The following is a 26,010-nucleotide window of genomic DNA, read 5'->3' as shown; positions in this document are numbered from 1 at the left end:
AAAATGTTGAATACTTCAGAGATTCGACAACCAGTCTGGTTTTGTATTGCTTTCTTTTTGACGCTGACGTTGGTTTTCTTTTTAAAATTCCAACCGGTCAATTTTACAGATGTTGGATTAGGGTTAGACCAAAGTTGGCGGGCCGCACTTGCATTTGCAGCTGAAACGGGGCTTCTTTTCGGTACGGATATAGCTTTTACTGCAGGGCCACTCGCTGGAATCCATAATCGACAGTTCGAACCAAATAACGCTTATCTGTTGGCATTTTTTTCTTTATTGGTCGTGATGTATGTCGCAGTTTTCTTTGCACTTCGGTTACGTTTCTGCAAAAAATGGATCGCAGTTATAGTGACATCCATCTTTTCCCTGTCGGTAATAGCAGGGGATACTTTTTTGTTTCTGGTTCCTCTATGTACGGCTTTATATGGGATTGAAAATCATTCGAGAAAAAATACTTTTATTGTTTTCCTAGGATCCTTTATTTCCGGTTTTTTATTATTGGCTAAGTTCTCAATATTTCCTTTGGCTGTGCCTATTATACTAATTCTGGATTTTATCCGTTTGCGGCGACGGCAAGCGCCTATTTGTTTGTTGATTTTCTTTTTGAGCTTCACCCTGGCATTTTATGTCGTTGGGCAGCCTTTGAAACAATTACCTGCGTTCATTCAAAGTAGCTTGCAAGTGTCGGCTGGCTATTCATCAGCCATGAGCTTACCTACCCATGTTCCAGATATTCTAAGCTGGATTTTCGTTGCGGCAATAATGCTATACTTTCTCGTAGCCGGTGTTTTTGTTTCCAATAATAGTGATCGCAGGGTTGTTCTTTCTGCAAAAGTAATCGTGATTTCATGGTTTCTATTTATTGCGTTCAAAGCCGGATTCGTGCGGCATGATCTCCATATGTTGATTTCGTGGAGTGCTTTGAATGCAGCTATTCTTGTGGTTCTGACAGGAGAGGTCGCGAAGCGAAGTCAGATTGGGATTCTTATCGCTCTTGCTTTGCTTAGTGTCATACCCGGACATGTCGCCTTGTATAGAGCTTTGGGCAAAATACCGTTTTCTGGTGTAATACGCTTGCCAAACGATATAGAGCGGCAGCTTGCCGGAATAGTGGCCTTTTCAGCCACTCCTGAAAGCTGGAAAAAGGAATTGGAGCGCCAGACGATTGCATCATTAGCAGCGATTAAAGCTCGTTATCCGCTTCCTCAACTGCCTGGAACTGTTGATATGATCCAGTCGGATCAATCTTTAGCTATAGCTAATGGACTCGATTATCGTCCTCGTCCTACTCTCCAAGAATATACTACTTATTCACCTGCCCTGATTGCCCGCAATCGTTCGTTCTTTGAAAGTGCTCGGGCACCGGATTTTCTAATTATGACGCCTGGTTCAATTGATCTCCGCCATCCTGCGTCGGCCGAAGGTGCTTTATGGCCGTTATTTTTCTCCAAATATGAGCCTTACCTCTACCGGCGCGATTATCTGGTCTTGCATCAACGTAATAGTGCGCTCAATCGCGTTGCTGGAGAAGGCACTATTGTCACCGCCTCGATAGGAGATGAAATCCCTCTGCCGAATACTCGGGCGCCAATTATGGTTTCAATCGCAATGAAGCCAACAATAATAGGTAAATTACTCGATTTCTTCTATCGCCCGCCACTCTCACAATTGTCGGTAGCATACGAGAATGGCACTGTAGAGAAATATCGTTTGATACCGGCAATGGCGAGCGAAGGCTTCCTCGTCTCTCCGCTGGTCCGGACATCAGATGATTATTTACTTGTTTCTACAGGACACTCTGATAACCCGGAATTGAACCATGCCAAGAGCATAAGAGTGCAGGTAGGCTTTGGCGGCAGCCTATCTTATGAGCCTCAGATGCAGATTAAGTTCTCGGAGCTAAACAACAACGTTCTTGCCAATGGCTATTCTGGCGATCTCGTTGATGAGTATGTCAAGCGCCAGGAAAGTCTATCACTCTTAATAAAGGCCAATACTCCGCTTGGTCAGGGAGTTGAACGGGTTCCGGAAGGGCTGCAGGCTCACGCTCCTTCACGCCTAAGATTGCCACTGGGAAATGCTCGGAAGTTAAATGCCAGTTTCGGCATTCGTGATGGAGCTTGGCAGGGGGTTGGGCAAACCGAAGGAGTTTGTTTTGATATTAGCACTGCATCAGAGACCCTGATGAATCGTTGCCTTAAGCCACGTGAAAATCAAAATGACCGCGGGGAGCAATTTGTGACGGTTGATTTGCCGGGAGACACGAATGAGGTATTCCTTCAAACGACATGCATGACAAATTGTGATTGGGACTGGAGCTTTTGGGGGATGGCAATACTTCGTCCATGAGATTTCGGGTGCGGTTCCTTAGTGCATCTCGGCCGGGGTGTCGGGCTGCGGAGTTTCGTATTTTTCACATTCTCGTGTAGACGTGGCGACAGTATCGATTCAACAGCGGGTAGCTCCAACACATCGCGCTTGTCTTTCAGCACAACGTTGTCTCGTGTTTTGAATAGGCAGAAATCTCCAGCGAACTTTCGCATAGTAGGGCTTTTTCATTATGACGAAATTGGGAAACTCTCTGACAATGTTGACAAATGGGTTGCGCTATTTGAAGCGTGGGGATTTGTCAGGTTTGTTGCGCCGTCTGAAATGGTACGCGCGCGAGAGGTCCAATATTAAGGTGCGCCGCCTATTAGCTAAGGAGAACGGCGCGGTTTGGGGGGTATTGTGCACACCGCACACCGAGTTTATTGCGAGAGCGATATCCGGGCGCCTCTTTGATAATGGAATTGGCAGCGAGGTGATAATTGGCGAGATAGATCAATTTGATCATGATTTTTATGTCGTTCTTTGTCCTCAAATGTTTAAGCAGTTGCCACCGGCAAACCGCCGCGCTGTGTTTCAGTTAGAGCAATCTGTTAGTTCTCGTTGGTTTAACAAGAATTACATTAGAATATTAAATGATTCATTTGCAGTTCTTGAGTATTCTCTTCAAAACGTCTCTTTTCTGGAGACCAAAAAGGTTTCGTATCCAAAAGTACATTATCTTCCGATTGGTGCAGTTGCGCTTGATGAGTTCGAAGGCAATGCTCTTTCCAAGAAATATGACTTTGTTTTTTATGGCGACAGTTTGAGTTCTGAGCGTCGCCGTAGATTTTTGGAGCAATTGCAAAAGAAGTACAATGTTAAGATATGTAACAATATTTTCGGGGAGGAGATGTATGAAATAATTCGGCAGGCAAAAGCCGTTATCAATATTCACTATTACGAAGGTGCGCTATTGGAGACGCCTCGCATTTGTGAGTGCATCTCGCTGGGGGTGCCGGTACTGTCTGAAAGTACCATAGATCAGTATGATTATCCCGAACTAGAAGGTGCTGTTAAATTTTTCGACGAGGGTTCCGTTGATCGGATGATGCAGGCTGCTGCGGAACTGCTTGATGATGTTGAAGCCTATCGAGCTTCAACCACAGATGCCGCGTTGTTGAGCGCTAAACGTTTCAACTTTATGTTTGATCGGTTCCTGGCTGCGATCGGGGCTGTGCCAGCGGACGCCATTCTCAAGTCGCCCATATATCTTTCAGCAGAAAGTGATTTTTTTGTTCTTTCTTTACCGGAAACGATTGAGCGGAGGAGGGCAATTGAATTCAATCGGCCGGATAACAGTGTGGTCTTCGATGGAGTGAGAAATGCGCTCGGGTGGATAGGTTGTGGTAGCAGTTTCAACATATTGGCGCGGCATGCTCTGAGTCGCAATCAGGAGAGAATGCTTGTTATAGAAGATGATGTTCTTCTACCTCCCGATTTTAATGAAGCCGTCGTTGAAATTCTTGACTACCTACTTGGGCGACGAGAACCATGGGATATATTTTCTGGGTTGATGGCCGATGTGCATCCAGATGCATCTGTTGTTTCTGTAGACTTCGTGAATGGGCGTAAATATGTGACAATTGATAAGATGACCAGTACCGTATTCAATATTTACAATAGGTCAGCTTTGAAAATTTTATCTGATTGGGATCCGACGGATACTGATGCAGTTAACAATACGATTGATCGATATATAGAGAAAAAAGACAATTTGAGGGTGGTCGTCTCTGTACCATTTATTGTTGGCCATAAAGAGGATGCAACGTCTACGTTGTGGGGGTTCGAAAATGTACGTTATGCTCCAATGATTGCGGAAGCGCAGCGGAAAATTGAGGCTTTGGCGCAAGATTGGTGCGATCTAAATAAATGAAAATAGAGAATGTTCATGCTGATTTCACTAGAGGTACTTAAATTACGTTGTTATTGATGAATTGCAGTGTATTTGAGAGTAAGCGGGTAGGCTACCCCACGTATCTTTCGTCGGTGTGATGGGCGATTTTCTGCATGAATCATGCGGAGAATCCTATGAGCGACACTGTGAATCAGCCCCGGACATTCGAGGTTTTGACGGCGGAACCCGTGCGAAGCCGACGGCGGCCGCGTGACTGGTCGGATGACGAGAAAGCGCGGATCGTGGCTGCGTCGTTGCAGCCCGGGGCCAACGTCTCGGCGGTTGCACGGTCTGAAGGACTGGATCCCTCGCAACTTTATGGATGGCGTCGTAAGGCGCTTGCATCTGGTGTTGTTTCACCGGTAACAGCGGGACCGGCCAGTCCGGCCAGGTTTGCACGGGTTGAAACGACGAGTAGCGCTTCGATCGATATTGTTGTCGCCGACATGGTAGTTCGCGTCGGTTCAGCCTTCGATCCGGATCACCTGGTGAAGGTTCTGAGGGCGGCTCGCAAGGCATGATTTCCAGCGGTGTGGTGGTTTATGTGTCCTGCCAGCCCGTCGACTTCCGCAAGGGAGCCGCTTCCCTGATGGCAGTTGTCCGTGATGGCGGTCTCGACCCGTTCAATGGAGCGCTTTATGTCTTCCGGTCAAAACGTGCCGACCGGGTCCGGATTGTGTGGTGGGATGGAAGTGGCGTTTGCCTTTATTCGAAAACGCTTGAGGACCGTGGCTTTTGCTGGCCGGGCCTGTCAGTTGCGAGGATACGTCTGGACCATTCCCAGCTCATGGCTTTGTTGGCCGGAATGGACTGGAAAAAGATCCGCCCGAACAGGACAAGACGCCCTTTGCTGACGGGGTGATAGCGCCTGCGGCAAGATGATTCATGATGCTGTAATGGTTGGGAAAACGGCCGCTTTTATGCTCTACTCAGCCTCATGGATTTACCGCTTCACGATCTGCCGGATGACGTTGACGCACTGAAAGCCATGGTGCTCGCGATGGCACGTGAGCAGGCTGAAAAGGAAGCCCGGTTGAAGGCTGCTGAAGCTGAGATTGCCCGGCTGGAGGCAGTGGAGAAGAGCGCCAACGAACGGATTGCCAACCTGACATCCATCATGAAGGTTTTGCAGCGCACCCAGCACGGCCGGCGCTCTGAACGATTACGCCTTGGTGTTAGCGATGAACAGGTATCGTTTGCTTTCGAGGAAGTGGAAACCGGTCTCTCGGCGATCCAGAGCGAACTTGACGATGCGGCCAGGGACAAGCCGAAACGGGCATCACGTCCGCGCAAGGGTTTTGCGGCCCATCTCGAACGCATTGAGGAAGTCATCGAACCGGAGATTCCAGCTGGTTGCGAGGGGCTGGAAAAGGTCCTGATCGGCGAGGATCGCTCGGAACGCCTGGACGTCGTGCCCCCGAAGTTCCGGGTTATCGTGACACGTCGCCCCAAATATGCATTCCGGAACCATGATGGTGTGGTTCAGGCACTCGCGCCTGCACATATTATCGAGAGTGGTCTGCCGACAGAGCGCCTGCTCGCCTATATCGCCGTCTCCAAGTACGCCGATGGCCTTCCACTTTACCGTCAGGAAGCAATCTATTTGCGTGATGGGGTCGAGATCAGCCGGAGTTTGATGGCGCAATGGATGGGGCATCTGGGCTTCGAGCTTCAGATATGCGCTGATTATATCCTGGAGCGGGTCAAGAAAGGTGAAAGGGTCTTCGCCGATGAGACGACCTTGCCTACCCTGGCTCCCGGTTCGGGAAAAGCCACTAAGGCATGGCTTTGGGCTTATGCACGCGATGATCGCCCCTATGGTGGGAGCAGTCCACCAATGGTGGCCTATCGCTTTGAAGACAGTCGGGGCGCAGAATGCGTGGCGCGGCATCTTGCCGGGTTCAACGGAATCCTGCAGGTGGACGGATATGGCGCCTATACGAGCATGATCAAGGCGCAAGCCAAGGCTGGGCGCAACGAACAGATACAGCTCGCAGGCTGCTGGGCACATCTGCGCCGCAAATTTTACGATCTGCACGTCAGCGGGATCTCGCAGGCTGCAACAGATACGGTCATCGCCATGACCAAATTGTGGAAGATCGAGGATGAGGTTCGCGGCAAGAATGCCGACATCCGCGCCGCGTTCCGTCAGGAACAGTCCGAAACCATTGTCGCCCGCCTCTTCGACCTGTGGGAAAAGGAACTGGGTAAAGTCTCGGGCAAGTCCAAAACCGCCGAGGCGATCCGCTACGCGTTCACCCGGCGCGAGGCTCTGGAGCGCTTCCTCACCGATGGCCGGGTCGAAATCGATAGCAACATTGTCGAGCGTGCGATCAGACCACAGACAATCACGAGGAAAAACAGCCTGTTTGCCGGAAGCGAAGGCGGTGGACGGACCTGGGCTACACTGGCCACGCTTCTCCAGACATGCAAAATGAACAGCGTCGATCCGCTCGACTGGCTATCCCAAATACTAAGCCGCATCGCTCAAGGCTGGCCTGTAACTGAAATCGAAGCCCTTATGCCTTGGAACTTCAAGTCTAACGCCATCGGCTGACCGCTTACATTTGAGATCATTATTGGTATTTTATTTGATGTCATACCCGGCAGGAAAGATATCTATTTTTACTGGAGGCGGTTTGTGTTCTTTTGGTTGAAATGGATTCGAATTGGACGATCAATACCACGAACTCGAGGCCGTCACATTTACTCCATTGCGTGCTGATTAATGGTATGACTTGAGTTGCATTGCACGGGCGTTCAGTGTTTATAGGAAGGCCAAATCCTACTACCAAAACCCCCCGGCAATGAGATTCAGCTATATGATCAAGCCTATTGCTTTTTATCTTCCTCAGTTTCATCCCGTGAAAGAGAATTCGGAATGGTGGGGGCCGGGTTTCACAGAATGGACGAATGTCGCGAAGGCGCGACCCAACTACGTAGGCCATTATCAGCCGCAGATACCGAGGGATCTGGGTTTTTATGATCTGCGTATGCCAGAAACATTTCAAGCTCAGGTCGAGCTTGCTAAAAAAAAATTCTATATTTGGTTTTTGCTTTTACTATTATTGGTTTTCTGGGCGTAGAATTTTAGAAAAGCCAATCGATGTATTTTTTAATTCGGGTATAGATTTTCCATTTTGCTTCTGCTGGGCCAATGAAAATTGGACAAAGCGATGGGATGGCGGGAATAATGAAATTTTGCTCGAGAACGAGCATTCTGTGGAGAACGACAATAGATTTATTGAGGACATCTTCGCGTATATGCGGGATGGTCGTTACATCACTTATGATGGAAGTCCTGTTATCGTGGTCTATCGGCCCGATATTCTAACCGATTCCAAGCGCACATTCGATCATTGGCGAAAGCGCGCGAAGGAAGAGGGATTTGCTGGCCTCTTCATCGTATCTGTGGCCTTTTTTGTTCGTCACCCAGCCGAATGTGGTGCGGATGCACTTGTCGAGTTTCCGCCGCATCAGTACCTTTCTAATTCGTTCATTCGGAAGATGCCGCATATCACCAATCCTGATTTTCGCGGCAATGTGATGGATTATCGTTCAGTCATGGCTGAATCCATCAATCGGAATCACGACGACTTCCTTTTCTTTCACGGCACAATGCCTTCTTGGGACAACACAGCTCGTCGACAGAATGATGGCTTTACGTTCGCAAACGCTTCGCCGGAATTATTTGAATATTGGTTGCGTCGTCAAAGCGTTAAAACAATGCATGACGACAAAAACAAAGAAAAATTCGTATTCATTAATGCCTGGAACGAATGGGCAGAAGGAGCTCATCTTGAGCCGTGTCTAAAATACGGGCACGAACATCTGCATGCCGTGAAACGTGCGGTTCAGGTAGACAGGTACACAACTCCTAATCTGCCGATGAGTTCAGCAATCGGCGCGTTGGCTGCGATAGATTCTTTTGAGAAGGAAGACGTCAAGTACTTTACGGAACTAGAATACTCATATCACGAAGCCTTGAATGAACTTGCACAGTTTAAGGGGGTAGAAGCTCCTTTAAAAAGTTCATTTGCCAGTGGTGTTGCTAGTGGCCTTCGCTCAAGACCTATTATTTATAAGTTTGCTCGGTCATGTTATCGAGCTTATAAAAAGATTGTCGGTTAATGGTGGGCGATAGTTTTGCAGTTATTGCGCATTTTGATCCAGACGGCAAAAAGTCAGACAACTGGGCCGTGTTACTGGACTGTATCTCGGACGTCTGTAGCTCGGGTGTCGTTGTCTCAACGGGCATTTGTGATGCGGATATCTCTGCTGCACGTGCTCGTGGTTTTCGGGTAATCCGGCGTGATAACGTGGGCTACGACTTTCTGAGCTATGCTGTTGGGGTGTCCGCGTCAAAGGATGTGCCCCCCCTTAACCACTCGCCTCATCTGCAATGACAGTCTATATGTTGCGGATCGGAGCACATTTGCACGTACATTGGATCAGGTTTTGTCTTCGCCCGAAGACGTTACTTTTCTGACAAAATCCAATCAGATCGCTACCCATGGACAGAGCTTTTGTTTTGCGATCAAGCCCGCTGTCTTCAACAGAGCCGCGTTTCAGGATTTTTTTTACTTTCATCAGGCCGCTTCCCACCAAGATGGAAATAATTCTTTCCTATGAGTTGGGGTTGACGCGAAAGCTGCAGGAACTGGGCATTCACTGGTCTGCTGTCATCGAATCCGACAAGCTTGCTAGTTTGAGGGCGGGCGAAGCGCCAAGCGAACTCAACCCAACTCAGTATTTCGCCGATGAGATCATACGTCAGTACGGTTTTGCCAAGATCGAACGCTTGCTCAATAACCCAAACAATTTAGAAAATTCGAAGCTCGTCGATCAACATGCGGAACAGTTCAAGCTATCACTTAGCAATCGCATCGCGGATAGACCCGTAAGTCGACCAAAAGCGATCGCAATTGTGCATTGTCATTATATTGAGGTGGTGGACGAACTGATCGATGCGCTCGATAATCTGGTTGACGGGTGCGAGATATATGTGACCTCTTCTAATTCTGAAGTTCTTACAAAATTCAAACTGGGCTGGAGAAGGACGAGAATCCATCTCCACGTTGTTGCTATCGAGAACTGGGGCCGGGATGTTAGGCCGTTTATTCATGTGCTTCAGCAGCTATGTATCGCGGACGATGTGCCAATTTTGAAGATTCATGGCAAACGCAGTCTCTATTCTCCCAGCGGCGATTCTTGGCGCCGGGATTTGTTGAAAAGCCTTCTGCCCGCTGATACGGAGCAAATTCTGGATCTTTTTGAAAGCGATCCGAAGCTGGCCATACTCGGTTCTCCAAACTCTTTCGTTAGTAATAATGAGTACTGGGGGGCAAACAGAGAAAAAGTGCGTGAGCTGTTACAGCTGCATGGTCATGAGCTTCGGGACGAAGACCTGGGTTTCTTCGCTGGGACCATGTTTTGGATTCGTTCGCAGTGCGCAAAGCGCGCATTCCTGAATGTCGATATTAACAGCTTTGAAACTGAAGGTGGGCAGCGCGACGGAACACTTGGACATGCTTTGGAGCGATCAGTTCCAATGCTGCTCCGTGCTGAAGGTTGGCACCATTTGGAAACGGATGCGTTGGAAGAGCTTACTCCTATGAACACTCTTGCGCGACGCGTCGTTTATTATTGATGGTTCATATATTTCGAACAGCTTCATTAGTGTTGCCGTGAGTGGACTCTGGCAATACTTATATTATGATGGAAGTTAGATTTGAAATTCATGGATTTTAAGTAGGTGCCAATAATCTTTCTTCTTTCGGGTTAGAGCCGAATCGAATAATTTCGAATTCCAGAGATTGATTATGTATTTTGTTGATGGCCAGAGAGGTAAGTAGGTCCTCTTTTCGAATGATTTAGAACTTAAGAATGGCTCATTTATGTGAATCAGTTATTGTTAGAATTTACTTATATGAAAATGGTCCCGATCAAAAATGTGCTTTCTCTAACGACAGTCGAGGAGTGAGCGTTTGGCAAAGTTGATGGAACGAAACATGTGGGCATCGAAGACAGATTATTCTAAGCTGTATTCTGCAGACTACTTTGGTAAATTGCAAGGAAGTGCGAGCTTTAATGGGAGCGCGTTCGAGCATGTTTTCTTCGAATTCTGTAAATCAAATGGCATTGCTTCGTTGGTGGACATTGGATCCGGTAGTGGCAAACTAAAGAACTCAGCTGAATCAGTGAAGATGAAGGTTTTTACCTGCGATTTTGATCCAGTAGATAAAGAAGCATTTCATTTTGATTTATCAATGTGTGACCCGAGCGCGGCGACGGATTTATATAGTCAGATTGTTGATCGAATTGGCTCAGCAGAATATATTGCTACATGTCTTGATGTTTTGGAACATATTGACATTGAAGATGTCTCCAGCGCGCTATGGAATCTACACTCGATAGTCAGCAATTTTTTAGTTGTTTCCATATCAACACGTCCTAGCAGTCGTGGAAACAAATACCATTCTACGGTTTTACCTCTTGGGACTTGGAAGCATCTGTTTGAGCTCTCCGGTTTTGAGATTCTTGACGCGCATTTTTGTTCAGAGGGGCGTCGGATTGTTCCGCTGGCAAACGACGATCCACAATTGAGAATTGTTTCTCATTGGGCCCAGGCAGATATATTTAAAGATCGATTGGATGGAGAGCCAACATATCTTTTAGTACGTAAAGCTCATCGACCGAATGACAGGGAGGATTGGCTGCATAAAGTAGAATCAGTACTTGATATTGCATATAGAAAGCAGAAACGAGCGGCATTCAATTCGGAACGTTTGCAGGCTATTGCTTTTAACATAAGTCACTTCCAGGATTTTTTGAATATTCGTCCTCTCCTTGATATTATTCCAAGGGGGCAGTGTTCCTCGCTGATACGTCAGGAAGCATTGAACGACGACGAAATGTCTCTAATTGTTAGTTTTTTTCAACGAAACGGTTGTCCCGTTATAATCTACCAAAAAAGTTGCCGATATTGATTGGCGATTATTATCTGTACGAACGCTCGTGTCTGCTGCTGAATCATCTGCGGCGGTGAACCACATCCTGAGTTCTCAACTCGTTGAAGCTGCGAAATTACAGGGCATCAATACGGTGCTTCTGCAGCATGGGATTTGGATCGAGCCGATGCAAGATCGCGAGATTACTTTTGCGTCCGACATTGTTTTGACATGGGGAATGGAACACGAGCGTTTCTTCAACGAAGGACTTCATACAGTGGCGGGAGTTTGCAGGTCGTATGGGTCCCTAGGCAATATGCAGGTCAAGCCAGCTGGCTGCGCGAAGTTTGCTGATTCCTTATTAAAAACGAATCCCGAGGTGCTTCGTTGGCGTTTTGGCGTCGATATCTCCCGATTTGACGAGCACGTGCTGGTTGGAACCAACTTGAAATGGGGTCAACACCGGGGCGAGAGGTCGAATGTGTTGGGTGGCATTCAAGACATGATCCGATCCAGCCCCGAAAAGCTGTTCATAGTGAAACCCCATCCGTCAGAGCGACATTTTGAGTATGAACACCTGAGGGCGCCCAATACAATTATTTTAGATGATATTCTATTGAGCTGCATAGATCTGCCTGTTTCCAGGCTGCTCGGTGGGATTTCTACAGTCGTATCGTCCCTTTCAACGCTATTGCTCGACGGTGCAATTCTAGGGCGTCGTTGTATACAGTACGATACCGGAAATAAATTTGATTATAAGTTCTGTAAGCCAGTATCAGCAGATGATTTACATTTGGCGATCAAGAATCCTGCCGCTGCTTCGTTAGATTGTGACGAGTTCACTTCTTACTATAATGATGTGGGCAATGAACGGTTTTATGAAGCTTTTGCTGAAGCTGCCGGTACGCCTTCACCGCAGGCCGGCTCTGCTACTCGCTATACTGATCTCAAATCCGCTGAGGATGTCTGGATATCTCTTCGTTCTGCGAGCAAGAACACTGGCAGACTGGAGCGAATTACAGAGTCGCAGTCAGCTCGAATTGAAGAGCTTGAGCTCTCGCGGGATTCGTTATCGGCGCAAGTCGACACTCTATCGGAACAGGTTGGAACTCTTGAGGACGCTCAGCGTCTATTGATTATAGAGTCCAAGGAAGAAGCCGTACGGCTCTCCGAAGAGATTAATAGATTAACTGTTTCGTTGGACGCAATAAACAAATCCACGAGTTGGAGAATAACTGCTCCATATCGTTGGCTCGGTCGTTATTTGCTTAGAGTGACCGGTTCCCGTTGATGTACTCCGGTTAAACGCCACATTTCGATGTTAGTTTTTGACAGTTTCTACAGAGTTGAGAGCAAGAGTTTGTGCGTGAGGAAATGACGATATCTAACAGAACAGATTGTTGCTAGGCGCTTAGCATGAAAAACGGATCCTTTGATCTTAGCCGCGCTCGCTAGTCGTCAGCGTACGCGCGGTGTTTGAGCATCACCGGGGATAACTTTTATTTTTTCTGTCAGGTATCTGCTTCGATTTTCTCTGCTGTAGAGACTGTTACGGGCTGAAAGGTTGAGTGATTAGGTAATCTATAACCGCACGGTCCGGCACGAATGGCTCGACCAGCACATCATCGAAAGCATTGAGGAGGCACAAGAGTTTGCCACGCAGTGGCTATGGACCTACAACAATGAACGGCCCAACATGGGCATCGGTGGCATTACACCCGCACAGAAACTGAAAATGGCAGCGTGAATTCTACCGCCGAGCCCCCTTAAAAACGGGGGAATAACCATTACAACGTCAAAAAAAAGTGAAATCCATGACGCATATAGAATCTCAAACTCGACTTTAAAAACTGCCAAATATGCCAAGGTCCTTTCCGGGACGCGTGGCCGCCTGTGTGAACCACTTTAACGCTTGGAACATACGCAATATCTGTCACTTCGCCTGATCTGATCGATAGATCGAAATCTTCAAAATAAAGAAAATAATTCGGGTTGAAGCCTCTTGTCTTCTCGAGCACTTCTCCGCGAAACAGCATGAAGCATCCGCTAATTATCAGTGGATTCCAATATGTTTTGTTCTGCGTTTCCGAACGCATCTCATAGTGCGCTAGTCTTGCGTCGAAAAAGGTTTGGATTTTCCTTGGCGCAAAACCTCTTAAGACGAGATCCAAAATGGCGGGGTAACGCTTGCAGAGGTATTGGCGTTCGCCATCTGGCCAGTGAGCCAGGGGTGACAAAAGCCCACAGTTAGGATTGTTGCGCATGAAGTCGATGGAGTTGCGTAACGCCAGATGATCCATCTGGATATCAGGGTTGAGAACGAGGTGAAACTCTCCCACCTCAGCTAACGCCAGATTGTGCCCTTGACCAAAACCAACGTTTCCTTGCCCCTGGATCAATCGCGTTGGCCATTCAAGCAGACACGCATTGATAACAGATGATACCAAGTCGTCGCTTGAATTGTCGACGATAGTGATTGCAACTGATGGCAGGCCTAGGTTAGCGAGAGCGTCGCTTAAGGCGAAAAAGGTTTTTTTCAGCTCATTCAGGTCAGGGCGGTAGGTGACAATGGAAATTGTAAGTAACCATTTTTTGGTAGCAGTAGGCTGGATGCTGAATGTCATGGATTACTTAATTCCGCCAGATGAATTTGAAGATTTTAGGCTAAAAATTGAATGTTGTTGGTCTTTTTTTGGTAGACTATTTTTGTAAAGGATGAAAAAAGCCGATTTTACCGGTGATTTATTGAGATGATGCAGGTATAGACTTATGCGGCGATTTCAACTTCACACTGATCCCTTCCGGTCTTCTCGATGCTTATCAATAGAACGATTCGTTCACAGAGTTTCAAGTTTTAAGCACGTTTATCGGTTCGTTCTTCTGGTCAAATGAAAGTCAAGCCTCTCACATATTTATTCGCCATACCGATGTCAAAGTGCTAGGGCAATAGCCAGTATTCCAATGTTGTTAAGGGAAGTTACATGAAGGGCATTATCCTGGCTGGAGGAAGCGGCACACGGCTTTATCCTCTCACAATAGCCGTTTCCAAACAAATCCTTCCGATCTACGACAAGCCAATGATCTATTATCCGCTGAGCGTTCTCATGCTCGCGGGGATTCAGGATATCCTGATCATCTCGACGCCACAGGATTTGCCGCTATTCCAGAAGCTCTTGGGCGATGGCAGCGAGTTTGGCGTGAACTTCTCCTATGCCGAGCAACCGCATCCCAATGGTTTGGCCGAAGCCTTCATCATCGGGCGCGAGTTTATTGGCAATGACAGCGTCGCGATGATTCTCGGCGATAACATCTATTTCGGTGACGGCCTGTCCAAGCTCTGCGAGATTTCGGCAACCGCGACCAAGGGCGGTACGGTCTTCGCCTATCACGTTGACGATCCTGAGCGCTATGGCGTTGTTGATTTTGATAAGGCGACGGGCAAGGCTCTGTCGATTGAAGAGAAGCCTTCAAAGCCGAAGTCGCACTGGGCGGTTACCGGACTCTATTTCTACGACAATCAGGTTGTCGATATCGCCCATTCGATCAAGCCGTCCGAACGCGGAGAGCTGGAGATCACGACGGTCAACAATATCTATCTCGAGCGCGGCGAATTGAATGTGCAACAACTCGGACGCGGCTATGCCTGGCTCGATACCGGCACGCATGACAGCCTGCACGAAGCATCGTCGTTTGTGCGCACCATCGAGAAGCGCCAGGGAATCAAGATTGCCTGCCCCGAGGAAATCGGTCTGGAAAAGGGCTGGATTTCGGGCGATGCCGTGTTGGAACGTGCCGGAAAACTGGGTAAAACCGAATATGCGGCCTATTTGCGCCGCCGTGTAAACGAACTGGGAAATCAATAATGGAAGTCCGCTCGCTTGGTCTTGATGGAGTGTTCGAAATCATCCCCCGTAAATTCGGCGATGATCGCGGCTTCTTTTCGGAAACCTATAATGCCAAATCATTTGCCGATTCTGGTATCGACCTGACCTTCGTACAGGATAATCACTCGTTTTCGGCAGCGAAGGGCGTGGTTCGCGGTCTGCATTACCAATTGCCAACGCGCGCGCAGGACAAGCTCGTCCGTGTGATTCGCGGCGCCATTCTCGATGTTGCGGTCGATATTCGCAAAAGCTCGCCGACATTCGGGAGGTGGGTTGCGCTGGAAGTTTCAGCCGAAAAGTGGAACCAGATTCTGGTGCCTAAAGGCTTTGCCCATGGTTTCATGACGCTCGTTGAGAACACCGAGGTTATCTACAAGGTTACGGATTATTATTCGCCGGAGCATGATCGCTCGATCCGTTTTGATGATCCGGCTATCGGCATTGAATGGCCACTTCCTTCTTCGGGCGTCCAGCTTTCCGACAAGGATCAGAAAGCGCCGCTTTTCGCCGACGCAGAAGTTTTTGCTTGAGGAATGATATGAATATTCTCGTCACTGGCGGTGCAGGCTTCATCGGTTCGGCGGTATGCCGTCATCTGGCCGCTGATCCGAAGGTCAATGTTCTCAATCTCGACAAACTGACCTATGCGGGCAATCTCGCTTCGCTGCGTCAGATCGAAAACCACCCGAATTACAGTTTCCTGCAGGCCGATATCTGCGACGACAATCTCATTCTGGACACGTTGCGTTCGAATGATGTCGATATCGTCATGCATCTGGCTGCTGAAAGCCATGTGGACCGTTCCATCGACGGTCCGGCGGCTTTCATCGAAACCAATATTATCGGTACATTCCGTCTGCTTAATGCGGCTCTCGCTTACTGGCGTGAACTGCCGGAACCGCGCAAGTCGAACTTCCGCTTCCACCATATCTCGACCGATGAAGTGTTTGGCGATCTGCCGTTCGACAGCGGGATATTCACGGAAGAAACGCCCTATAAGCCGTCGTCGCCTTATTCGGCTTCGAAGGCTGCGTCGGATCATCTGGTGCGCGCATGGCACGAGACCTATGGATTGCCGGTCGTTCTCTCGAACTGCTCGAACAATTATGGTCCGTTCCATTTCCCGGAAAAGCTCATTCCGCTGGTGATTCTCAATGCGCTCGATGAAAAGCCGCTGCCGGTATATGGGGCAGGGGCGAATGTGCGCGACTGGCTTTATGTCGAGGACCATGCCCGCGCGCTGGCCTTGGTCGCGACGACCGGCAAGATCGGCGAAAGCTACAATATCGGCGGACGTTCAGAGCGCACCAACCTCAATGTCGTGGAAACGATATGCGCCATTCTCGACAAGAAGCGCCCACGTGCCAATGGCAAGAAATATCGCGACCTGATCACCTTCGTGACGGATCGTCCCGGGCATGACCGCCGTTACGCCATCGACGCCTCGAAGATCGAGCGGGACCTCGGATGGACGCCGCAGGAAACTTTCGAAACCGGCCTTGAGAAGACCATTCAGTGGTATCTCGACAATGGCTGGTGGTGGGAGCCGATCCGCAGCGGCACTTATGCCGGTGAGCGTCTGGGCGGTGGTGCGGCCAAAGCAGGTGCCGTATGAAGATGGTCGTCACCGGGCGGGAAGGGCAGGTCGTTCAGAGCCTTCTGGAAAAGGCTGCTCAGCACCCGGATCTCGAAGTGATTGCGTTGGGAAGACCGGAACTCGATCTGGCCGACCCCGCAACCATCCGCAAAGCGATTGTCAATGCCAAGCCCGATGTCGTCGTGTCGGCCGCGGCCTATACGGCTGTCGATCAGGCCGAGGACGAGCCGGAAATCGCCTTGGCGGTGAATGCGGCTGGCGCTGCTGCCGTTGCCGAGTCGGCGAAAGCGTGCGGCGCTCCGGTTATTCATTTGTCGACGGATTATGTTTTCGCGGGCAATAGCGACAGGCCCTATGTCGAGACCGATCCGACTGGTCCCCGCAGTGTCTATGGCAGTTCCAAGCTTGAAGGCGAAAGGCTGGTTGCTGCGGCCAATCCGCAGCATATCATTTTGCGCACGGCATGGGTCTACAGCCCGTTCGGCAAGAACTTCGTCAAGACGATGCTGCGCCTTGCAGAAACCCGCGATGGCCTGTCGGTCGTGTCCGACCAGTGGGGCAACCCGACGTCCGCGCTTGATATTGCCGAAGCGATTATCCGCGTGGCGGATCATCTGGCGGCAAAACAGGATTTCGCCGATTACGGCGTCTACCATCTTGCAGGCACGGGCGATATCAACTGGAGCGGTTTTGCGCGCGGGATTTTCGTTGAAAGCGCAAAACATGGCGGCCCGACTGCCGAAGTGACGGATATTGCTACTGCGGCTTATCCGACCAAGGCGGCGCGCCCTGCCAATTCACGCCTTTCAACGGAGAAGTTCACGACGACATTTGGCTGGTCCATGCCGCATTGGCAGGCTTCGCTGGCCGAGGTCGTGGCGCGTCTGTCGTAATCAATCAAGTCTGAATTTGAGAAACGCGGTGCGGTTGATGACCGTCACCGCGTTTTTTGCTTTGCGCAAATATGTTCCTTGTCTTATGCCTTAAGCACTGACTGAACTGTTAGTGGACAATCACCCAAAACGGTAAAGCTTTTCGGGTGTGATAGTGCGGTTTAGATTCAGTGAAAGCATGCGGTGTGGAGCGCCGCGCACAACATCGGTGAGGAGCATTCTACCGTGAGCAGCAATGAAACTTTCGCTTCGGGAACTTTTGTCGGGCGCGCATGGAGCCCGACGGCCAAAGGGCCGGTTCTGGTGACTTTGCGCGCAGGGCGCGTCATCGACATTACCACCAAAACTGCACCGACAATGCGTGACCTGCTCGAACTGGACGATGCGCTGGCTCATGTGCGTGCAACCGCCGGACAGGATGTCGGTACGCTGGAGACATTGTTTGCGGGCAAGCCCGGCGATGAAAATACCCTTCACCTTCTGGCGCCGAACGATCTGCAATCGATCAAGGCTTGCGGCGTCACCTTCGCTCGCTCCATGGTCGAGCGCGTGATCGAGGAACGTGCGGCTGGCAATCCCGACCTGGCGCTGAAAATCCGTGAGCGCGTCGGCGCAATCATCGGCGACAGCCTGCGCAACCTCAAGGCAGGCTCGGAAGAAGCGGCCCGCGTCAAGGCAGCACTGATCGAAGAGGGCGTCTGGTCGCAATATCTTGAAGTCGGTATTGGTCCCGATGCGGAAGTCTTCACCAAGAGCCAGCCGATGTCGGCTGTCGGCCATGGTGCAGAAGTGGGCCTGCACCCGATTTCGACCTGGAACAACCCGGAGCCGGAAGTGGTACTTGCGGTCAACAGCCAGGGTCAGGTCAAAGGCGCGACGCTTGGCAACGACGTGAACCTGCGTGATGTTGAAGGCCGCTCGGCATTGCTGCTCGGCAAGGCCAAGGACAACAATGCATCTTGCGCGGTGGGTCCGTTCATCCGCCTGTTTGACGAAACCTATTCGATGGAAGATGTGCGCTCGGCGGAATTGGCGCTGAAGGTCGAAGGACCGGATGGCTATGTTCTCAATGGCCGCAGCACCATGAAGGAAATCAGCCGTGATCCGCTGGATCTGGTTGCCCAGACCATCGGCAAGCACCATCAGTATCCGGATGGATTCGTGCTGTTCATGGGAACACTGTTTGCGCCGGTCGAAGACCGCGACACGCCGGGGCAGGGCTTTACTCACAAGATCGGCGATGTGGTGACCATCTCCAATCCGCAGCTTGGTGCGCTGACCAACACCGTGCGCCTGTCGACGGAATGCAGCCCGTGGCGGTTCGGCTCGTCGCATCTGATGCGTAATCTCGCATCGCGTGGCCTGATCTGATTTTATCGATTTGCGCGGCGGGTATGCCGCCGCGCACGTTACCTGAATGCTCAATAAGGGCTGTCGACGTTGCCCATCTCGACATAGACGGTCTTGATCTGGCTGTAATGGGCAAGGGCTGCAACGCCGTTTTCGCGCCCGATACCGGACTGCTTGTAACCGCCGAACGGCACTTCCACGGGCGTCAGGTTATAGGCGTTGATCCAGCAGGTGCCTGCCTTGATCTGGCCGATCACGCGGTGACCGCGCGCGATATCGGCGGTGAAAACACCCGCCGCCAGACCGAATTCGGTATCGTTAGCCCGTGCGATGACTTCATCTTCGTCCGAAAATTCCAGAACGCTCATGACCGGTCCGAAGATTTCTTCGCGCGCGATGGTCATGGTGTCGGTCACGTCGGTAAAGACGGTCGGTTCGATGAAGTAACCCTTATCGAAGCCCTGTAGCTTGGGAATGCCGCCGCCGCAGGCAAGCGTTGCGCCTTCGGCTTTGCCTTTTTCGATATAGGAGAGAACCTTGTCGCGCTGGGCGCTGTTGACGAGCGGCCCCATCTGGGTGGCTTCATCCAGCGGGTCGCCGATGCGAATCTTGCGCGTGCGCTCGACCAGCCGCTCGACAAAACGTTCGCGAACCTTCTTATGCACGAAGACGCGGGTGCCGTTGGAACAGACCTGTCCGGTCGAGTAGAAATTGCCCAGCATCGCACCGCCGATGGCGCTTTCGAGATCGGCATCGTCGAACACGATCAGGGGCGACTTTCCGCCTAGTTCCATCGTGACGTGTTTCAGATGTTCGCCTGCCTGCGCCATGATGCGTTTGCCGGTCGGAACCGAGCCGGTCAACGAGACCTTGGCCGTCTGGCGATGATTGACGAGCGCCGCGCCCACATCGCCGTAGCCCTGAACGACATTGAAGAGGCCATCGGGCAGCCCAGCTTCCTGATAGGCTTCCGCCAAAGCAAGGGCCGAGAGGGGCGTGTTTTCCGATGGTTTGAAGATGAAGGCGTTGCCCATGGCGAGTGCGGGAGCGGATTTCCACGCGGCGATCTGGATCGGATAGTTCCACGCGCCGATACCGACGCAAATGCCCAGCGCTTCGCGCCGCGTATAAGCGAAGGAACCGCCGAGTTCCACGAATTCACCGTTGAAGCCGGAAATAATGCCGCCGAAAAACTCCAGCGCATCGGCAGCCGAGGCCGCATCCGCAACCAGCGTTTCTTGAAGCGCTTTGCCGGTATCGAGCGTTTCGAGCTTAGAGAGCTTCTTGTTCTTCTCGCGCAGAATTTCCGCCGTCCGCCGCAAGATGCGACCGCGTTCGACGGGCTTCAACGCCGCCCATGCTTCCTGCGCCTTCATCGCCGCCGCATAGGCGCTTTCGATCACGCTTGGCGTGGCGGAATAAAGCTTGGCGATCTGTTCGCCGGTCGCCGGATAAATCACGGGAAGCGGCTTGCCGTTTTTGTCTTCCACGTATGACCCGCCGATGAAGTGCGAGGCCTTGGGTTGTGCTTTCATGGTGTGTTCCTTCGAAAAGAAGGGAATAGGGCAGTAGGGGAATAAGGGAGTATGTTTTGGCTGCGAACAACATACTCCCTTATTCCCCTATTCCCTTACTCCCCTAACTAGCGGTCCGACACCTGCCAGCGCGGATTGATCCACGGCTCCTGATTGGAGCGTGCCAGCGGTGTGCGGCCAAGGATATGATCGGACGCTTTTTCGCCGACCATGATCGATGGCCCGTTGAGATTGCCATTGGTGATGCGCGGGAAGATGGATGAATCCGCCACGCGCAAACCTTCAACGCCGATCACGCGGCATTCAGGATCGACCACCGCAAACGGATCGTCAACCGCGCCCATCTTGACCGTGCCGCACGGGTGGAATGCACTTTCGACATGCTCGCGGATGAAATTGTCGATTTCATCATCGGTCTGCACTTGCGCGCCGGGCTGGATTTCCGCACCGCGATAGGGGTCGAAGGCCGCTTGCCCGAAAATCTCGCGGGTCAGTCGCACGCAGTGGCGGAAATCGGCCCAGTCGTCTTCATGCGACATATAATTGAATTGGATGACAGGCTTTTCACGCGGGTTGGCGGAACGCAACGTCACGCTGCCACGCGACTTGGAGCGCATGGGCCCGACATGGGCCTGGAAACCGTGCGATTGCGCTGCGGCCTTGCCGTCATAGCGGATCGCCACCGGCAGGAAGTGATACTGAATATCAGGATATTCCACGCCCGCTTTGGAGCGCACGAAGGCGGCGGATTCAAAATGGTTGGTCGCGCCGTCGCCGGTTTTGAAGAACAGCCATTCGGCTCCGATCTTCGCTTTAGAGAACAGGTTCAGCTTGGAATAAAGCGTGATGGGTTGGGTGCATTCCTGCTGGATATAGACTTCCAGATGGTCTTGCAGGTTCTGCCCGACGCCGGGGCGGTCCGCTACTACCTCGATGCCGTGTTCTTTCAGATGCGCCGCCGGACCGATGCCGGACAACATCAAAAGCTTCGGCGAGTTGATGGAGGAAGCGGCGATGATCACCTCGCGCCGCACGTGGATGGTCGAGAAACTGCGTCCCGCCTCGATCTCCACGCCAACGGCGCGCTTGCCTTCAAGCACGATCTTGCGCGCAAGCCCCTTGACCAGCTTGACATTCGGGCGCTTCAGCGCCGGTTTCAGATAGGCATTGGCCGCAGACCAGCGACGACCATTATAGATCGTCTGCTCCATGGGTCCGAAGCCTTCCTGCTTCTGGCCGTTATAATCTTCCGTCACTTCAAACCCGGCCTGATGGCCCGCTTCGACAAAGGCATGAAACAACGGATTGTCGCGCTTACCGCGTTGGACATGCAACGGCCCGTCGGTTCCGCGCCAGCCTTCTTGCCCACCATGCGCGTTTTCCATGCGCTTGAAATAGGGGAGCACATCGGCATAGGCCCAGCCCTGCGCGCCGCTTTCCGACCAGAAGTCGTAATCGCGGGCATGGCCGCGCACATACACCATACCGTTGATCGAGGACGAACCGCCCAGCACCTTGCCGCGCGGCGTGACAAGGCTGCGCCCGCCAATATGCGGTTCCGGCTCGGTGGAAAAACCCCAGTCATAGGTTTCCATATTCATCGGAAAGGAGAGGGCGGCGGGCATCTGGATCAGAGGCCCGACATCCGGGACGCCATATTCAATAACGATTACCGAATAGCGCCCGTCTTCCGACAGGCGATAGGCCATGGCCGAACCGGCGGAGCCGGAGCCGATGATGACGAAATCCGCTTCCATGCTCATGTTCCCACCGACAGCTGAACTGCAATATAATCTTCCACCAATGCAATGGCGGATTGGGCGTCGGGCGCGTCGGCACCGAGCGCATGACGAATGTAAAGCCCGTCGATCATCGCGCCCGCACCTTCAGCAATGCGTTGCGCCCGCTCGCGGCCCGTGAGTTGCTCCAGCGCGAAGACCAGATTGGAATGCAGGCGGCGCGCATAAATGCGCAAAAGTCGCCGCGTGTCTTCCGACTGCTGGGCGTGCACATAGAATGTCAACCAGGCGGCGATGGTTTCCTGCGTGAACTGCGCAGCGGAAAAATTGACGGCGATGATGGCTGCAATGCGTTCGCGCGGCGTTTCCGTCAGCTTCACAGCCTCATTGAGATCGCGGCCCAGTTCGCGCAGCAAATGGCGCATCGTGGCGAGGATGAGCTTGTCCTTACCGCCGAAATAATGATGCGCGAGCGCAGGCGAGACGCCCGCTTCATGGGCGATCTGCGCAACGGTCACATCCAGCGAACCGCGTTGTCCGATGGTGCGTATGGCAGCGTCGATCAGTTCACGCCGCCGCAGGGGTTCCATCCCGATCTTCGGCATCGTCTCAATCCTTGTCCGATTTTCAGACCTGTTGAGCTATTTTATCTTTGATTGACTCATCAATCAATAAAAACTGTGCCTTGGTTTGGATGGCGCGGACCGAGCGGGGAGAAGGCTTGCCGGGGCGTTACGCGCCGCCTACATTCATGAAATGAGCAGAGCTTTTACAAAAGAACAGGATGATGCGCCGACCGATCTCGGCGAGCGTCCGATCAGTCCGCATCGCAATCTTGTCACGCCGACCGGCCTGAAGATGATGGATGACGAGATTGCGCGTCTCCAGCGTGAACTTGCAGAAGCCAATGTCGCCGGTGAACGCTCGGCCATCGCGCGCATATCGCGTGACCTGCGCTATTGGACGGTGCGGCGCGAAACGGCGGAATTGTCCGTGCCGGATACCGACAGCGATGTGGTGCGGTTCGGCATGACCGTGGAGCTGGAAAATCTGGACGATGGCAACAGCCGGACATGGACCATCGTGGGCGAAGATGAGGCCGATCCGTCAAGCGGAAAGATCTCGCATGTCGCGCCGGTCGCCATCATGCTGTTCGGTAAGCCTGCTGGCGATGTGCTGAAGATCAACGGCAAGGATTGGGAAATCGTGTCGATCAAGGCTCAAATTTAGTCTTCCACCACCACGCTGTGATCGCGGAAGAAGGCGGCAGCACCATTTTCGTCGATTTCACCGGATGCTATACCCATTGTAAAACTGTAGAGCAGACCGTCATCGGCGGTGAGCATATAACCGTTGATCGCCAGAAAGGTGACCGCGGTAACAATTGCCGTGCGCTTGTTGCCATCCACGAAAGCATGGTTGCGACCCAGTCCGAAGACATAGGCCGCAGCGATGTCGGCATGATCGGGATCGCCGTAGACAACTTTGTTCTGCGCCCACCCCAGCGCGGATTCGAGCGCGTTTTCATCGCGCAGCCCCTGCGCGCCTCCATGCCGCTGCAACTGCTCGACATGGATGGCTTCAACAACGCGACGTGACAGAAAATGCCAGCTCATTCGGCGAGCTTCTGCAAGGCGACCTTATATTTGTCCATGACTCTGCGAGCCGCTTCCATCTGCTGCTCGAAACTGTCGTCTACGGGTTCCAGCGAAAGACCGCTCTGCGTCTCGACGAGTTGCAGCTTGTCGCCGGTTTTCAAATTTAGCCGTTCGAGCACTTCCTTGGGCAGGATCACGCCTTCGGAATTGCCGATCTTGCGCAAAGTGACGTTCATGGCTTTTCTCCTATGTTATAACCGATGATATAACATATTTGCACTCTTGTCGAGAAGAGGGCTCAGAGCCAGCCTTTGCGGCGGAAATAATAGAGCGGCAGCAGGGCCGAGGCGACCATCAATCCGAGCGCCATCGGATAGCCCCAGGGCGATGTTAGTTCCGGCATGAAGGAAAAGTTCATGCCGTAGATGGACGCGACCAGCGTTGGCGGCATGAAGCCCACGGCGGCGACGGAGAATATCTTGATGATGGCATTCTGCTCAACCGAAATTAGTCCGACGATGGTGTCGAGCAGGAAGGTGACTTTGTTGGACAGAAAATCCACATAGGCAGTCAGCGATTGCATGTCGCGTTCCAGGGACTTGATCCAGGAGCGGGTTTCCTTTTTCCCGTCGCCGGATTGCTGGTTGCTGAAAGATAGACCAGCATGCGGCTTATGCCTGCAAGACTTTCACGCATGCGCGACAGAAAGGTTCCCTGACCGCCGATCTGGGTCAATATGTGCCGGAAATCCTGCGTCGTCATTGGTCGCGCCTTCGGCTGGCGGCGATAGATGGAGTGCGAAGCGGCGTCAATCTTGCCCGCCACACCTTCCAGAATATCCGCCAGGCGATTGGTGGTGGCTTCGGTGATGCCGAGCATGATCGAAAGCCCGGTGCATTTGGCGGAAATCAGCCCGTTACCCGGCTTGGTGGAGCGCAGAATATAGGTGGTGAAGGATTTGGGGTCGGCATAGCGCACGGTAATCAGGCGCGAGCCGTGCAATATGAAGGTCACCGGCGCGAGTTCGCGATGATCGAGATCGACGGCATGGAGGATGGGCACGGTGAGATATTGTGCGCCGTTTTCCATGTAAAAGCGGCTCGATTCCTCGATCTCGGTCATGTCTTCGCGGGTGGGGATGGCAATGCCGGTCCACGCCTCGACAATATGATCTTCATTGACGCCGGGTGTGGAAAGATCGATCCAGATCACGCTGTCCGGTAATGGTGTGCCCGGTTCGACTTCCGTTTTCTCAAGGTGATCTCCGGAAAGGCTGTAGAGCGTGATCATGCTGGCACCTGCTGGCTGCGAATGAAAATACAATCTGCGCGAAAATTGTTAGAGCATTTTGAAGCCAAATGAAAATATTTGGGCGCACGCAAGTGCGGGATTAGCCCGGACTGTGACAAGATAATCGCGCCTGTTGACAGGTTTAGCGCGCTCCGCTAATTCATCAAGTCATCCGATGAATTTGGCAAGCTCTATGAAGACGGTTTCACGCAAAAGCCTGACGGAAGCGGCGACGCAATCCATTCGTTCCGAAATCACGTCGGGGCGCTGGGCTGTGGGCGAGCAACTGCCGAATGAAGCCCAGCTTTCGGCGCGGCTTGGTGTCAGTCGTGGCACGGTGCGCGAGGCCGTCCGGGCGCTTGTGGCACAGGGCATGCTGGAGACACGTCAGGGCTCGGGCACCTATGTTCGTTCTAAGGCCGACACGGCGCGGAGTCTGAACCGCATACGCCATACAAGCTTGCGCGACCGGCTTGAAATGCGTGCGGCGCTGGAAGTGGAGGCTGCGCGCCTGGCCGCGCAACGCATAACGCCGCAGACGATTGCGCATCTGGAATCTATGCTGGCTTCACGCGGTCTGCGCGAGGAGACCGACCGGGCGACGTTCGTTGAGCGCGATTTTGCATTCCATGAAGCCATCGCCGCAGCTTCCGGCAACGATGCGCTGATCGAAGTTTATGGCTTCTTTTCCGCATCGATCCGCGAATCGATTGAAGCCACGCTGGATGGCGAACTGCCGGAACCGGATTATGAGGCGCATCGCCAGATCGTTGATGCCATCGCGACCGGCGACCCGGACAAGGCCAGCGCGACGGTTCGTCGTTTTATGGCGCCGCTGATTGAAGAACTGGAAAGGTTGCTCGCATCATGAGCCGCATCAATGCCGTGCCTCCCGCAGCACGGGTGGAGT

The 26,010-nt window shown here is 52.0% G+C and carries 23 protein-coding genes and 2 pseudogenes; 18 read left to right on the top strand and 7 right to left on the bottom strand.

The window, feature by feature from the left end; translation table 11 throughout:
- Positions 1–3: 3 nt before the first annotated feature.
- The 11 genes and pseudogenes from QLQ11_RS05490 to QLQ11_RS05440 all read left to right on the top strand — a co-directional run.
- A complete protein-coding gene (locus tag QLQ11_RS05490; protein WP_283736083.1) occupies positions 4–2,349 on the top strand; it encodes a hypothetical protein in 2,346 nt (781 codons plus the stop codon).
- Positions 2,350–2,587: 238 nt separating this feature from the next.
- Positions 2,588–4,243, top strand: coding sequence for a methyltransferase type 11 (locus QLQ11_RS05485; protein ID WP_371835934.1), 1,656 nt, complete (start codon positions 2,588–2,590; stop codon positions 4,241–4,243).
- Between the two features lie 155 nt (positions 4,244–4,398).
- Positions 4,399–4,785, top strand: coding sequence for a transposase (locus QLQ11_RS05480; RefSeq protein ID WP_121539538.1), 387 nt, complete (start codon positions 4,399–4,401; stop codon positions 4,783–4,785).
- On the top strand, positions 4,782–5,126 hold the full coding sequence (gene tnpB / locus QLQ11_RS05475; protein ID WP_100649048.1) for an IS66 family insertion sequence element accessory protein TnpB: 345 nt from the start codon (positions 4,782–4,784) through the stop codon (positions 5,124–5,126). Before QLQ11_RS05480 ends, tnpB begins: the two co-directional genes overlap by 4 nt.
- Before the next feature lie 75 nt (positions 5,127–5,201).
- On the top strand, positions 5,202–6,821 hold the full coding sequence (locus QLQ11_RS05470; protein WP_283736086.1) for an IS66 family transposase: 1,620 nt from the start codon (positions 5,202–5,204) through the stop codon (positions 6,819–6,821).
- Between the two features lie 265 nt (positions 6,822–7,086).
- Complete coding sequence (locus QLQ11_RS05465; protein ID WP_283736087.1) at positions 7,087–7,350, top strand: glycoside hydrolase family 99-like domain-containing protein; 264 nt, start codon at positions 7,087–7,089, stop codon at positions 7,348–7,350.
- Positions 7,247–8,395: a glycoside hydrolase family 99-like domain-containing protein gene (locus QLQ11_RS05460; protein WP_283736088.1), complete on the top strand. Its 1,149-nt coding sequence runs from the start codon at positions 7,247–7,249 to the stop codon at positions 8,393–8,395. The genes QLQ11_RS05465 and QLQ11_RS05460 overlap by 104 nt, the downstream gene beginning before the upstream one ends.
- Before the next feature lie 382 nt (positions 8,396–8,777).
- Complete coding sequence (locus QLQ11_RS05455; protein WP_371835933.1) at positions 8,778–9,914, top strand: rhamnan synthesis F family protein; 1,137 nt, start codon at positions 8,778–8,780, stop codon at positions 9,912–9,914.
- 337 nt (positions 9,915–10,251) lie between these two features.
- Positions 10,252–11,253 carry a hypothetical protein gene (locus QLQ11_RS05450; RefSeq protein WP_371835932.1) on the top strand — a complete coding sequence of 334 codons (1,002 nt, stop codon included), beginning with the start codon at positions 10,252–10,254 and terminating at the stop codon, positions 11,251–11,253.
- 28 nt (positions 11,254–11,281) lie between these two features.
- Positions 11,282–12,505 carry a hypothetical protein gene (locus QLQ11_RS05445; RefSeq protein ID WP_283736091.1) on the top strand — a complete coding sequence of 408 codons (1,224 nt, stop codon included), beginning with the start codon at positions 11,282–11,284 and terminating at the stop codon, positions 12,503–12,505.
- A 291-nt stretch (positions 12,506–12,796) separates the two neighbouring features.
- Positions 12,797–12,961: pseudogene (locus QLQ11_RS05440) on the top strand (integrase core domain-containing protein); the annotation flags it as partial.
- 40 nt (positions 12,962–13,001) lie between these two features.
- Here QLQ11_RS05440 and QLQ11_RS05435 read toward each other — a convergent pair.
- A complete protein-coding gene (locus QLQ11_RS05435) occupies positions 13,002–13,838 on the bottom strand; it encodes a glycosyltransferase family 2 protein (RefSeq protein WP_283736092.1) in 837 nt (278 codons plus the stop codon).
- 357 nt (positions 13,839–14,195) lie between these two features.
- On the opposite strand from QLQ11_RS05435, the gene rfbA reads away from it, so the two are divergent.
- The 5 genes from rfbA (at position 14,196) to QLQ11_RS05410 (ending at position 18,959) form a co-directional block, all read left to right on the top strand.
- On the top strand, positions 14,196–15,077 hold the full coding sequence (gene rfbA, locus QLQ11_RS05430) for a glucose-1-phosphate thymidylyltransferase RfbA (RefSeq protein WP_283736093.1): 882 nt from the start codon (positions 14,196–14,198) through the stop codon (positions 15,075–15,077).
- Positions 15,077–15,628 carry a dTDP-4-dehydrorhamnose 3,5-epimerase gene (rfbC, locus tag QLQ11_RS05425; RefSeq protein ID WP_283736094.1) on the top strand — a complete coding sequence of 184 codons (552 nt, stop codon included), beginning with the start codon at positions 15,077–15,079 and terminating at the stop codon, positions 15,626–15,628. The genes rfbA and rfbC overlap by 1 nt, the downstream gene beginning before the upstream one ends.
- An 8-nt stretch (positions 15,629–15,636) precedes the next feature.
- On the top strand, positions 15,637–16,713 hold the full coding sequence (gene rfbB, locus QLQ11_RS05420; RefSeq protein WP_283736095.1) for a dTDP-glucose 4,6-dehydratase: 1,077 nt from the start codon (positions 15,637–15,639) through the stop codon (positions 16,711–16,713).
- Positions 16,710–17,588 (top strand): dTDP-4-dehydrorhamnose reductase, encoded by an 879-nt coding sequence (gene rfbD / locus QLQ11_RS05415; protein ID WP_283736096.1) that lies wholly within the window; start codon positions 16,710–16,712, stop codon positions 17,586–17,588. The genes rfbB and rfbD overlap by 4 nt, the downstream gene beginning before the upstream one ends.
- Before the next feature lie 225 nt (positions 17,589–17,813).
- Entirely contained in the window at positions 17,814–18,959 is a 1,146-nt protein-coding gene (locus QLQ11_RS05410; RefSeq protein WP_283736097.1) for a fumarylacetoacetate hydrolase family protein, read from the top strand.
- Between the two features lie 50 nt (positions 18,960–19,009).
- Here the strand turns inward: QLQ11_RS05410 and betB are convergent, their stop codons facing one another.
- From betB to betI, 3 genes are all read right to left on the bottom strand, one after another.
- A complete protein-coding gene (betB, locus tag QLQ11_RS05405) occupies positions 19,010–20,473 on the bottom strand; it encodes a betaine-aldehyde dehydrogenase (protein WP_121535438.1) in 1,464 nt (487 codons plus the stop codon).
- A 107-nt stretch (positions 20,474–20,580) separates the two neighbouring features.
- Positions 20,581–22,230 carry a choline dehydrogenase gene (gene betA, locus QLQ11_RS05400; RefSeq protein ID WP_283736098.1) on the bottom strand — a complete coding sequence of 550 codons (1,650 nt, stop codon included), beginning with the start codon at positions 22,228–22,230 and terminating at the stop codon, positions 20,581–20,583.
- A 2-nt stretch (positions 22,231–22,232) separates the two neighbouring features.
- A complete protein-coding gene (gene betI, locus QLQ11_RS05395) occupies positions 22,233–22,817 on the bottom strand; it encodes a transcriptional regulator BetI (protein ID WP_121535444.1) in 585 nt (194 codons plus the stop codon).
- Between the two features lie 151 nt (positions 22,818–22,968).
- Between betI and QLQ11_RS05390 the strand changes: the two genes are divergently transcribed.
- On the top strand, positions 22,969–23,442 hold the full coding sequence (locus QLQ11_RS05390; RefSeq protein WP_121535447.1) for a GreA/GreB family elongation factor: 474 nt from the start codon (positions 22,969–22,971) through the stop codon (positions 23,440–23,442).
- Here the strand turns inward: QLQ11_RS05390 and QLQ11_RS05385 are convergent.
- The 3 genes and pseudogenes from QLQ11_RS05385 to QLQ11_RS05375 all read right to left on the bottom strand — a co-directional run bounded on the left by QLQ11_RS05385 (position 23,439) and on the right by QLQ11_RS05375 (position 25,100).
- Entirely contained in the window at positions 23,439–23,828 is a 390-nt protein-coding gene (locus tag QLQ11_RS05385) for a type II toxin-antitoxin system death-on-curing family toxin (RefSeq protein ID WP_121535450.1), read from the bottom strand. The two genes, QLQ11_RS05390 and QLQ11_RS05385, sit on opposite strands and share 4 nt — an antisense overlap.
- Positions 23,825–24,046, bottom strand: coding sequence for an AbrB/MazE/SpoVT family DNA-binding domain-containing protein (locus tag QLQ11_RS05380; protein WP_109368573.1), 222 nt, complete (start codon positions 24,044–24,046; stop codon positions 23,825–23,827). Before QLQ11_RS05380 ends, QLQ11_RS05385 begins: the two co-directional genes overlap by 4 nt.
- A gap of 62 nt (positions 24,047–24,108) precedes the next feature.
- Positions 24,109–25,100: pseudogene (locus QLQ11_RS05375) on the bottom strand (magnesium transporter CorA family protein).
- A 193-nt stretch (positions 25,101–25,293) separates the two neighbouring features.
- Between QLQ11_RS05375 and QLQ11_RS05370 the strand changes: the two are divergent.
- Positions 25,294–25,971 carry a FadR/GntR family transcriptional regulator gene (locus QLQ11_RS05370; RefSeq protein WP_109368574.1) on the top strand — a complete coding sequence of 226 codons (678 nt, stop codon included), beginning with the start codon at positions 25,294–25,296 and terminating at the stop codon, positions 25,969–25,971.
- Positions 25,972–26,010 lie beyond the last annotated feature (39 nt).

The organism is Ochrobactrum sp. SSR, from assembly GCF_030067775.1.
GTDB classification, from domain to species: domain Bacteria; phylum Pseudomonadota; class Alphaproteobacteria; order Rhizobiales; family Rhizobiaceae; genus Brucella; species Brucella teleogrylli.
The sequence above is the reverse complement of the archived record's forward strand: the minus strand, read 5'-3'. Positions and strand labels throughout refer to the sequence as shown.

Bases quoted from the DNA above. Each gene is read 5' to 3' on its own strand.
- QLQ11_RS05490 (WP_283736083.1), top strand. From the start codon at position 4: ATGTTGAATACTTCAGAGATTCGACAACCAGTCTGGTTTTGTATTGCT.
- QLQ11_RS05485 (WP_371835934.1), top strand. From the start codon at position 2,588: ATGTTGACAAATGGGTTGCGCTATTTGAAGCGTGGGGATTTGTCAGGT.
- QLQ11_RS05480 (WP_121539538.1), top strand. From the start codon at position 4,399: ATGAGCGACACTGTGAATCAGCCCCGGACATTCGAGGTTTTGACGGCG.
- tnpB (WP_100649048.1), top strand. From the start codon at position 4,782: ATGATTTCCAGCGGTGTGGTGGTTTATGTGTCCTGCCAGCCCGTCGAC.
- QLQ11_RS05470 (WP_283736086.1), top strand. From the start codon at position 5,202: ATGGATTTACCGCTTCACGATCTGCCGGATGACGTTGACGCACTGAAA.
- QLQ11_RS05465 (WP_283736087.1), top strand. From the start codon at position 7,087: ATGATCAAGCCTATTGCTTTTTATCTTCCTCAGTTTCATCCCGTGAAA.
- QLQ11_RS05460 (WP_283736088.1), top strand. From the start codon at position 7,247: ATGATCTGCGTATGCCAGAAACATTTCAAGCTCAGGTCGAGCTTGCTA.
- QLQ11_RS05455 (WP_371835933.1), top strand. From the start codon at position 8,778: ATGGACAGAGCTTTTGTTTTGCGATCAAGCCCGCTGTCTTCAACAGAG.
- QLQ11_RS05435 (WP_283736092.1), bottom strand. From the start codon at position 13,838: ATGACATTCAGCATCCAGCCTACTGCTACCAAAAAATGGTTACTTACA.
- rfbA (WP_283736093.1), top strand. From the start codon at position 14,196: ATGAAGGGCATTATCCTGGCTGGAGGAAGCGGCACACGGCTTTATCCT.
- rfbC (WP_283736094.1), top strand. From the start codon at position 15,077: ATGGAAGTCCGCTCGCTTGGTCTTGATGGAGTGTTCGAAATCATCCCC.
- rfbB (WP_283736095.1), top strand. From the start codon at position 15,637: ATGAATATTCTCGTCACTGGCGGTGCAGGCTTCATCGGTTCGGCGGTA.
- rfbD (WP_283736096.1), top strand. From the start codon at position 16,710: ATGAAGATGGTCGTCACCGGGCGGGAAGGGCAGGTCGTTCAGAGCCTT.
- betB (WP_121535438.1), bottom strand. From the start codon at position 20,473: ATGAAAGCACAACCCAAGGCCTCGCACTTCATCGGCGGGTCATACGTG.
- betA (WP_283736098.1), bottom strand. From the start codon at position 22,230: ATGGAAGCGGATTTCGTCATCATCGGCTCCGGCTCCGCCGGTTCGGCC.
- betI (WP_121535444.1), bottom strand. From the start codon at position 22,817: ATGCCGAAGATCGGGATGGAACCCCTGCGGCGGCGTGAACTGATCGAC.
- QLQ11_RS05390 (WP_121535447.1), top strand. From the start codon at position 22,969: ATGAGCAGAGCTTTTACAAAAGAACAGGATGATGCGCCGACCGATCTC.
- QLQ11_RS05385 (WP_121535450.1), bottom strand. From the start codon at position 23,828: ATGAGCTGGCATTTTCTGTCACGTCGCGTTGTTGAAGCCATCCATGTC.
- QLQ11_RS05380 (WP_109368573.1), bottom strand. From the start codon at position 24,046: ATGAACGTCACTTTGCGCAAGATCGGCAATTCCGAAGGCGTGATCCTG.
- QLQ11_RS05370 (WP_109368574.1), top strand. From the start codon at position 25,294: ATGAAGACGGTTTCACGCAAAAGCCTGACGGAAGCGGCGACGCAATCC.